Here is an 8,185-nt window from a genome sequence, read left to right as displayed (position 1 = left end):
CCGCCGGCCCGCACACCCGCCGGTTGCGCGGCGGTCGTGGCGCACGCCGACGCCCCCGCGCCGGGGCGTCGGGGGCGTGTCGGTCGCCGGTGGGCGGGCGCTGTCCGCAGGAGTCCGTGGGCGCCGTCGCGCCGTCGCGCCGTCCGGCGGGTCGGTCAGCCGGCGTGCAGGACGTGGCCGGTGTCGGCCACTCGCTCGTACTCCTCGCCGCGGGCAGGGGCCTCGCCCGCACCCTGGACAGGGGCGCCGTCCTCGCGGTGGACGGGGGCCCCGTCGCGGTTGGCGATGCCGCGGCGGGCACGGCCGAGCAGCTCCTCGCGCTCGTCCTCGGTCAGGCCGCCCCAGACCCCGTAGGGCTCGCGGACGGTGAGCGCGTGTGCCGCGCACTCGGCGCGGACCGGGCAGCGCATGCACACCTCCTTGGCCGAGGCCTCGCGGGCGCTGCGAGCGGCGCCGCGCTCGCCTTCGGGGTGGAAGAAGAGCGAACTGTCCACCCCGCGGCAGGCGGCGAGCAGCTGCCAGTCCCAGAGGTCGGCGTTCGGGCCTGGGAGGCGGGAGAAATCTGCCATGGGGTTCCCCTCGAACGAGATACGTGCGCTCTGCGGTGTCAGGGCGTATCCGGTCAATCACGTCTCCACGCGCATGAACGTGGATGTAAATATGACTACTAACCGAATATAGCTTTATGTACTCGTCATGGGGTCAAGAAGCTCTAAACGGGTTAAAACCGTCGCTCCGGCGTGTTGTGCCACTGCCGCCACATCGGTCACCAGGTCGTCACATAGGGTGTTCCTCGGTGGGTGAGGGGTGTCGGGGAGGTTCGGCACCGCTGCGCGGGAACCGGCCGGTCGCGGCCGGAAGGGCGGCGGAAGGGCAGGCGAAGCAGCCGTAACTCTTTCGGGTGACCGTCGTTGAGAAGGCGAGGCGGATGGCGGAGACCACCACTCGGGCGGGTGTCCGAGTCCCGTCGCCCGCACCGGTGACGACTTAACTCAGCCTGGAGGTACCAGGGATGCGCATCAGCTTCGGAGGCCGCTCATGACGTCCGTCCTCGTCTGCGACGACTCGCCGCTCGCCCGCGAGGCGCTCCGCCGGGCGGTCGCGACCGTCCCCGGCGTCGAGCGGGTGACCACCGCGGCCAACGGTGAGGAGGTGCTGCGCCGCTGGGGCGCCGACCGCTCCGACCTGATCCTCATGGACGTCCGGATGCCCGGCCTCGGCGGTGTCGAGACGGTCCGCCGTCTGCTCTCCGCGGACCCGGGGGCCCGGATCATCATGCTGACCGTGGCGGAGGACCTCGACGGCGTGGCCCTCGCCGTCGCCGCCGGTGCCCGCGGCTACCTCCACAAGGACGCCTCCCGTGCCGAACTGCGTGCCACGGTCACCCAGGCGCTGGCGGACCCGACCTGGCGTCTCGCCCCGCGTCGGCTCCGCTCCTCGGACATGGGTGCCGCGCCCACGCTCACCGCGCGCGAGATCCAGGTCCTGGAGGGCATGAGCCACGGCCGCTCCAACGCCGAGATCGGCCGCGAACTGTTCCTCTCCGAGGACACCGTGAAGACCCACGCCCGCCGCCTCTTCAAGAAGCTCGGCGCCTCCGACCGCGCCCACGCGGTGGCGCTCGGCTTCCGCTGGGGGCTGGTCCGCTGACCGCCGGCCGTTGCCGTGCGGCGGGTGAGGTGCGGCCTCGCGGCTGAAAAATCCGCGTCTGACGCATGCTGGAGACATGACGCTCCCAGGGGACGAGACGAAGCCGCGGTCCGACCCGGCGCCCGCGACCATGCCCGGCGCGGTCCGCGAGGTCGAACCGGCCGCGCCGGCCGGGTCCGGTAACGAGTCGGTGCACAACTCCGACCGCGGTGGGGCGTCCGGTGCGACGGCAGTGCACCATGGTGGGATGCGCGAAAACGAGTCCTCGGCGATCGGCGCCCTGGTGCATCGTGCGGTGGAGGGCGATCCCCGCGCCACCCACGACCTGCTCGCGCACGTCCACCCGTTGGCCCGGCGCTACTGCCGGGCCCGGCTCAGCAGGCTCCCCGGTGACGCCCGGCACTTCGTCGACGACCTCGCGCAGGAAGTCTGCCTGGCCGTGTTGTGCGCGCTGCCGCACTACCGGGACACCGGGCGCCCGTTCGACGCCTTCGTCGTCGGCATCGCGCGCCACAAGATCGTCGATCTCCAGCGGGCGGCCATGCGGCACCCGGGCTCGACGGTGGTCTCCGCCGACGAGATGCCCGAGCGGCCCGACGACTCCCTCGGGCCCGAGGAGCGCGCGCTGTTGACCAGTGACGCCGAGTGGGCGGCGAAGCTGCTGGACAACCTGCCCGACAACCTCCGCCGCCTGGTGCTGCTGCGCGTCGCCGTCGGTCTGACCGCCGAGGAGACGGGGCAGCAGCTCGGCATGTCCCCGGGCGCGGTCCGGGTGGCCCAGCACCGCGCGCTGAACCGGCTGCGCGAGTTGGCCGACCACGGCTGACCGGCTCCGACGGACCCGGTTTCCGCACGGGCCGGTGTCCGTGGCACCGTCGGGGGTGACGCGTCGCCGCCTCGGGCGGGGGCGCGGGCCACGTGCAGGCCCCTCCGGCCGGGCGGAAGCCGAAGTGCCAGGCACTACCATGGGGCGAAGGGCAGAGCAAGAGGGCTGGAAGGGTGTCATGACGGATTACGTCGACGGAGTACCGGGGAAGTTCGCCACACTGGGGCTGACCTACGACGATGTGCTGCTGGTCCCCGGCCCGGCCGACATGACGCCCGAGGAGATCAGTACCCGCTCCCGCGTCTCCCGCAACGTCAGCGTGAACATCCCGCTGCTGTCAGCGGCCATGGACAAGGTCACCGAGGCCCGCATGGCCATCGCGATGGCCCGCCAGGGCGGCGTCGGCGTGCTGCACCGCAACCTCTCCGTCGAGGAGCAGGCGGCACAGGTGGACCGGGTGAAGCGGTCGGAGTCCGGGATGGTGACCGACCCGATCACCATCCGGCCGGACGCCAGCCTCCAGGAGGCGGACGAGCTGTGCGGCCGGTTCCGCATCAGCGGTGTGCCGGTGACCGACGCCGCGGGGAAGCTGCTCGGCATCGTCACCAACCGCGACATGGCGTTCGAGACCGACCGGAGCCGGCAGGTCCGCGAGGTCATGACCCCGATGCCGCTGGTGACGGGGAAGGTGGGCATCTCCGGCCAGGACGCCATGGAGCTGCTGCGCCGCCACAAGATCGAGAAGCTGCCGCTGGTCGACGGCGCCGGCATGCTCAAGGGGCTCATCACCGTCAAGGACTTCGTCAAGGCGGAGAAGTACCCGCGTGCCGCCAAGGACGCGGACGGCCGCCTGATCGTGGGCGCCGCCGTGGGCGTCGCCGGTGACTCCTACGAGCGCGCCCAGGCGCTGGTAGAGGCCGGTGTCGACTTCATCGTCGTGGACATCGCGCAGGGCCACTCCAGGCTGGTCCCGGAGATGATCGCCAAGATCAAGGCCAACCACTCGGACGTCGACGTCGTCGGCGGCAACGTCGCCACCCGGGACGCCGCACAGGCGCTGGTGGACGCCGGCGCGGACGGCATCAAGGTGGGCGTCGGGCCGGGCTCGATCTGCACCACCCGCGTCGTCGCCGGCGTGGGCGTCCCGCAGATCACCGCCATCCACGAGGCGTCGCTGGCCGCCGGCCCGGCCGGCGTACCGGTCATCGGTGACGGCGGCCTCCAGTACAGCGGTGACATCGCCAAGGCGCTGGTCGCCGGCGCGGACACGGTGATGCTGGGCAGCCTGCTGGCCGGCTGCGAGGAGTCGCCGGGCGAACTGCGCTTCATCAACGGCAAGCAGTTCAAGTCGTACCGGGGGATGGGTTCCCTCGGCGCGATGCAGACCCGCGGCGAGTCGCGCTCCTACTCCAAGGACCGCTACTTCCAGCAGGCGGTCAACGACGACGAGAAGCTGATCCCCGAGGGCATCGAGGGGCAGGTCCCCTACCGCGGGCCGCTCTCCTCTGTCGTGCACCAGCTCGTCGGCGGCCTGCACCAGTCGATGTTCTACCTCGGCGGTCGCACCGTCGACGACATCAAGCGCGACGGCCGCTTCGTCCGGATCACCGCGGCGGGGCTCAAGGAGAGCCACCCGCACGACATCCAGATGACCACCGAGGCGCCGAACTACTCGGGGCGCTGATCCGGGCGGGGTCCCACCCCGCACGGGTCAGGCGGGTTCCCGTCCCGCCCACTGACGGCACCATGCCCACGGGCCCGGTCGGCATCAGCCGCCGGGCCCGCGGCGCGCCCGCCCCGGCCCCGGCCAACCGCCACGGCGTCGGGGATACTGGCCCAGACGGCAGACCGTACGGAAGGTTCCACAAGTGACTGAGATCGAGATCGGACGCGGCAAGCGCGGCCGCCGGGCGTACGCGTTCGACGACATCGCCGTGGTGCCCAGCCGGCGCACCCGCGACCCGAAGGAGGTCTCGATCGCCTGGCAGATCGACGCCTACCGCTTCGAGCTGCCCTTCCTGGCCGCGCCGATGGACTCCGTCGTCTCGCCGGCGACCGCGATCCGCATCGGTGAGATGGGCGGCCTCGGTGTCCTGAACCTCGAAGGTCTGTGGACCCGTTACGAGGATCCGGAGCCGCTGCTCCAGGAGATCGCCGAGCTGGAGGAGGAGTCCGCCAACAAGCGCCTCCAGGAGATCTACTCGGCGCCGATCCAGGAGGAGCTGATCGGCCGCCGGCTGAAGGAGGTCCGCGACGCCGGTGTCGTCACCGCCGCGGCGCTCTCCCCGCAGCGCACCGCCCAGTTCTCCAAGGCCGTCGTCGACGCCGGGGTGGACATCTTCGTCATCCGCGGTACGACGGTCTCGGCCGAGCACGTCTCGGGCGCGGCCGAGCCGCTGAACCTGAAGCAGTTCATCTACGAGCTGGACGTCCCGGTCATCGTCGGCGGCTGCGCGACCTACACGGCCGCGCTCCACCTGATGCGCACCGGCGCGGCCGGTGTTCTCGTCGGCTTCGGCGGCGGTGCCGCGCACACCACCCGCAACGTGCTCGGCATCCAGGTCCCGATGGCCACGGCCGTCGCCGATGTCGCCGCCGCGCGCCGCGACTACCTCGACGAGTCGGGCGGCCGGTACGTCCACGTCATCGCGGACGGTGGTGTCGGCTGGTCCGGTGACCTGCCCAAGGCCGTGGCGTGCGGCGCCGACGCGATCATGATGGGGTCGCCGCTGGCCCGCGCCACCGACGCCCCCGGCCGGGGTCACCACTGGGGCATGGAGGCGGTCCACGAGGACGTGCCGCGCGGCAAGAAGGTGCACCTGGGCACGGTCGGCAGCACCGAGGAGGTGCTCACCGGCCCGTCCAACACCCCCGACGGTTCGATGAACTTCTTCGGCGCCCTGCGCCGGGCCATGGCGACCACCGGCTACAGCGAGCTGAAGGAGTTCCAGCGCGTCGAGGTCATGGTGGCCCGCTCCCGCTGAGCCACGGCCTCACCCCGCATCGCACACCTGGCCGCCCGGGAACGTGGACGTCACGTTCCCGGGCGGCCAGGTGCGTGACGCCCACGTCCTCCGTGACGGCGGGGAGCGGGGGACGTTCAGAGGCGGTGGCAGGCGCCGGCGGGGGTGGCGCCCCGGGTGTCGAGGAGCAGCTGCGCCTTGGCGGCGAGCCCGTGCAGGTCGTAGACGCCGTGGTGCTGGAGCAGCAGGGTGAGGTCGGCGTCGGCCGCCGCCTCGTAGAGGCCGTCGGCGCGCGGCACGGGGCGACCGCCGGGGCGCCAGTGGGCGACGTAGGGGTCGTGGAAGGACAGTTGGGCGCCGAGGTCGCGCAGGCGGGCGGCGATCTCGCGCGCGGGGGCGCCCTCCTCGTCGGCGACGTCCGGCTGGTAGGTGACGCCGAGCAGCAGGACGCGGGCGCCGCGCAGGGACTTTCCGTGCTCGTTGAGGAGCGTCGCGACGCGCTGGGTCACGTAACGAGGCATGCGTTCGTTGACCTCCTGGGCCAGTTCCACCATGCGCGGCGGGTGTCCGGGGATGCGGCGGGCCGTCGGCAGGCAGCCGGGGTCGACCGGCACGCTGTGGCCGCCGACCCCGGGCCCGGGACGGAAGACCGGGAAGCCGGCGGGGTTGGTCTCCGCGCAGCGCAGGACGTCCCAGAGGTCCACGCCGAGATCGTGGCAGAGCACGGCCATCTCGTTGACGAAGGCGGTGTTGACGTGGCGGAAGTTGGTCTCCAGCACCTTGACGGTCTCCGCCTCCTTCGGGCCGCGCGCCCTGACCACCTTCTCGGCGAGCCGCCCGTAGAACGCGACCGCCGCCTCGGTGCAGGCGGCGGTCAGGCCGCCGATGACGCGCGGTGCGGCCCCGGGGTCCCGGCGGCCGGCGTCGCCGCGCGGGGTCTCGGCGCGGGAGGGGTCGACGCGGGAGGGGGAGTAGGCGAGGTGGAAGTCGCGCCCGGCCCGCAGCCCCGATCCCTCTTCCAGCAGCGGGCGCACCACCTCCTCGGTGGTGCCCGGATAGACGGGCGTCTCCAGCACGACGAGGCTGTGCGGCCGGAGCCCGGGGGCGAGCGCTCGGGCGGCGGCGCGTACGCCGTCGAGGTCGAGGGTGCGGTCCGGGCCGAGCGGCGCCGGTTCGCAGATCAGCGCCGCCCGCACCCGGCTGAGGACGGCGGTGTCGCTGGTCGCGGTGAAGCCGACGGCGAGCATGCGGCGGAGCTCCGCGGCGCTGAGCGATCCGTCGACGGGCGGACGCCCGGCGCGCAGCGCGGCTGCCTCGCCCGGGTCGCTGGTGAAGCCGACGGTGACGACGGACTGGGCGGTGGCGGCCTGTGCGGCGGGCAGACCGAGGTGGCCCAGGCCGAGGATGGCGAGATCTGCGGGCATGTGGGGAGCCCCTTCCGCGATCGAATGCCACAAAGGATCGAATGCATCCAAGGTGAGTAACTGAGTGTCAGTTTAAGCTCATATATGACAGATAAGTCGCATTGTTCAGCGCGCGCGTTCCCCATGGGCCCCGGCCGACCCGCCCTCCCCGGGCGTTTCCCTTTGGTGATCCGACGCGGACACGGCGAACCCGTGCGGTGCGTTCCGGCGGCCGTCCCGAGCACTGGCTGAAACGAACGGGCCGCGTTCCGTGGTGGTGCGTCCTGTTACCGTTCAACCGCCGGGACAGCGCCGCGACCCACGACGGACCCGGCGCGGCCGGGTCCGCCCGGGCCGGGACGCGGAGTCACAGGGAGCCCCACATGCCCGAACCCGAAGACCCTGATCCGACGGCCCCCACCGTCGCCCTCGTCGACGACCACCCGGCGGTGCTCGCGGGGCTCGCCGCCTGGTACGCGGCGGCCGAGCCGCCCATCGAGGTCGTGGCCTCCGGAGCCGACCCCGCCGTCGTGCTCGACGGACCGGGGAGCCGTGCGGACGTGGTGGTGCTCGACCTCCAGCTCTCGCGCACCGGGCCGTCCTACGACGCGCTGCGCCAACTGGCCGAGGAGGGCCGGGCCGTCATCGTCTACACCATGCTGGACAGCGCCGACGTGGCGCTGACCTCGCTCGACCTCGGTGCCTACACCTACCTCACCAAGGCCGAGGGGGACCGCCACCTCGTGGCGGCGACCCGCGCAGCCGCGCAGAACCTGCCCTACACCCCGCCCGCCCTCGCGGGGGCCTTCGGCAGCGACACCCGCCCCGGCCGGCCGGAGCTGGCGCCGCGTGAGGTGGACGTGCTCCTGGAGTGGTTCCAGTGCGAGTCCAAGCGGATGGTCGCGCAGAGCCTGGGGCTCTCGGTGCACACCGTCGCCACCTACCTGGACCGGGTGCGGATCAAGTACGCCAACGCCGGCCGTCCCGCGCACACCAAGGCGCTGCTGGTCGCCCGCGCGCTCCAGGACGGTCTGGTCGCCCTGGAGGAGCTCTGACCGCCCCCGTCCCGGAGCCCCTCCCGGAGCCGGGTCACCGGTCCCGGGCGGCCGGGGGTCACCCCGGCGGTGTCGCGCTCCGTGCCGGAGCCGCCGACGCGTCGGGGAGCTCGTCACCCGCCTCCTCCGCGGCGGGCAGCCGGTAGGACGCCTCCACCCACAGCCGCCCCTCGTCGGTGACCTCGCGGACGCGCACGGCGGTGGCCGGTGCCGTCGCCGTGGCGGCGGTCGGCGCTGTCGGCGGGGCCGGATCGCCCGGGTCCGGGCCGGGGGGCGGCGCCACCAACG

At 73.0% G+C, this 8,185-nt stretch carries 7 protein-coding genes and 1 pseudogene; 5 read left to right on the top strand and 3 right to left on the bottom strand.

Annotated elements, in window-relative coordinates; genetic code table 11:
• Positions 1-155: 155 nt before the first annotated feature.
• A complete protein-coding gene (locus HCJ92_RS25435; RefSeq protein WP_275942329.1) occupies positions 156-569 on the bottom strand; it encodes a WhiB family transcriptional regulator in 414 nt (137 codons plus the stop codon).
• 469 nt (positions 570-1,038) lie between these two features.
• On the opposite strand from HCJ92_RS25435, the gene HCJ92_RS19910 reads away from it, so the two are divergent.
• From HCJ92_RS19910 to HCJ92_RS19895, 4 genes are all read left to right on the top strand, one after another.
• Complete coding sequence (locus HCJ92_RS19910; RefSeq protein WP_019431595.1) at positions 1,039-1,650, top strand: response regulator transcription factor; 612 nt, start codon at positions 1,039-1,041, stop codon at positions 1,648-1,650.
• 247 nt (positions 1,651-1,897) lie between these two features.
• Complete coding sequence (shbA, locus tag HCJ92_RS19905) at positions 1,898-2,476, top strand: RNA polymerase sigma factor ShbA (protein WP_275942328.1); 579 nt, start codon at positions 1,898-1,900, stop codon at positions 2,474-2,476.
• 178 nt (positions 2,477-2,654) lie between these two features.
• Positions 2,655-4,160, top strand: a complete 1,506-nt coding sequence (gene guaB, locus HCJ92_RS19900) for an IMP dehydrogenase (RefSeq protein ID WP_167934988.1) — start codon at positions 2,655-2,657, stop codon at positions 4,158-4,160.
• Between the two features lie 184 nt (positions 4,161-4,344).
• A complete protein-coding gene (locus HCJ92_RS19895) occupies positions 4,345-5,460 on the top strand; it encodes a GuaB3 family IMP dehydrogenase-related protein (protein ID WP_167934987.1) in 1,116 nt (371 codons plus the stop codon).
• Positions 5,461-5,576: 116 nt separating this feature from the next.
• Here the strand turns inward: HCJ92_RS19895 and HCJ92_RS19890 are convergent, their stop codons facing one another.
• Complete coding sequence (locus tag HCJ92_RS19890) at positions 5,577-6,863, bottom strand: nucleotide sugar dehydrogenase (RefSeq protein ID WP_167934986.1); 1,287 nt, start codon at positions 6,861-6,863, stop codon at positions 5,577-5,579.
• A 362-nt stretch (positions 6,864-7,225) separates the two neighbouring features.
• On the opposite strand from HCJ92_RS19890, the gene HCJ92_RS19885 reads away from it, so the two are divergent.
• Positions 7,226-7,897: a DNA-binding response regulator gene (locus HCJ92_RS19885; RefSeq protein ID WP_167934985.1), complete on the top strand. Its 672-nt coding sequence runs from the start codon at positions 7,226-7,228 to the stop codon at positions 7,895-7,897.
• A 58-nt stretch (positions 7,898-7,955) separates the two neighbouring features.
• Here HCJ92_RS19885 and HCJ92_RS19880 read toward each other — a convergent pair.
• Positions 7,956-8,185 (bottom strand): annotated as a pseudogene (locus HCJ92_RS19880) (hypothetical protein); the annotation flags it as partial.

It is taken from the genome of Streptomyces spiramenti, from assembly GCF_012034385.1.
Classification (GTDB): Bacteria; Actinomycetota; Actinomycetes; order Streptomycetales; family Streptomycetaceae; genus Streptomyces; species Streptomyces spiramenti.
Note: the sequence above shows the minus strand (reverse complement) of the source record. Positions and strands in the feature narration are given on the sequence as shown.

What these genes read in the sequence shown, in the direction of transcription:
- HCJ92_RS19890 (WP_167934986.1), bottom strand. Translation starts at nt 6,863, where the DNA reads ATGCCCGCAGATCTCGCCATCCTCGGCCTGGGCCACCTCGGTCTGCCC.
- HCJ92_RS25435 (WP_275942329.1), bottom strand. Translation starts at nt 569, where the DNA reads ATGGCAGATTTCTCCCGCCTCCCAGGCCCGAACGCCGACCTCTGGGAC.
- HCJ92_RS19885 (WP_167934985.1), top strand. Translation starts at nt 7,226, where the DNA reads ATGCCCGAACCCGAAGACCCTGATCCGACGGCCCCCACCGTCGCCCTC.
- shbA (WP_275942328.1), top strand. Translation starts at nt 1,898, where the DNA reads ATGCGCGAAAACGAGTCCTCGGCGATCGGCGCCCTGGTGCATCGTGCG.
- HCJ92_RS19910 (WP_019431595.1), top strand. Translation starts at nt 1,039, where the DNA reads ATGACGTCCGTCCTCGTCTGCGACGACTCGCCGCTCGCCCGCGAGGCG.
- guaB (WP_167934988.1), top strand. Translation starts at nt 2,655, where the DNA reads ATGACGGATTACGTCGACGGAGTACCGGGGAAGTTCGCCACACTGGGG.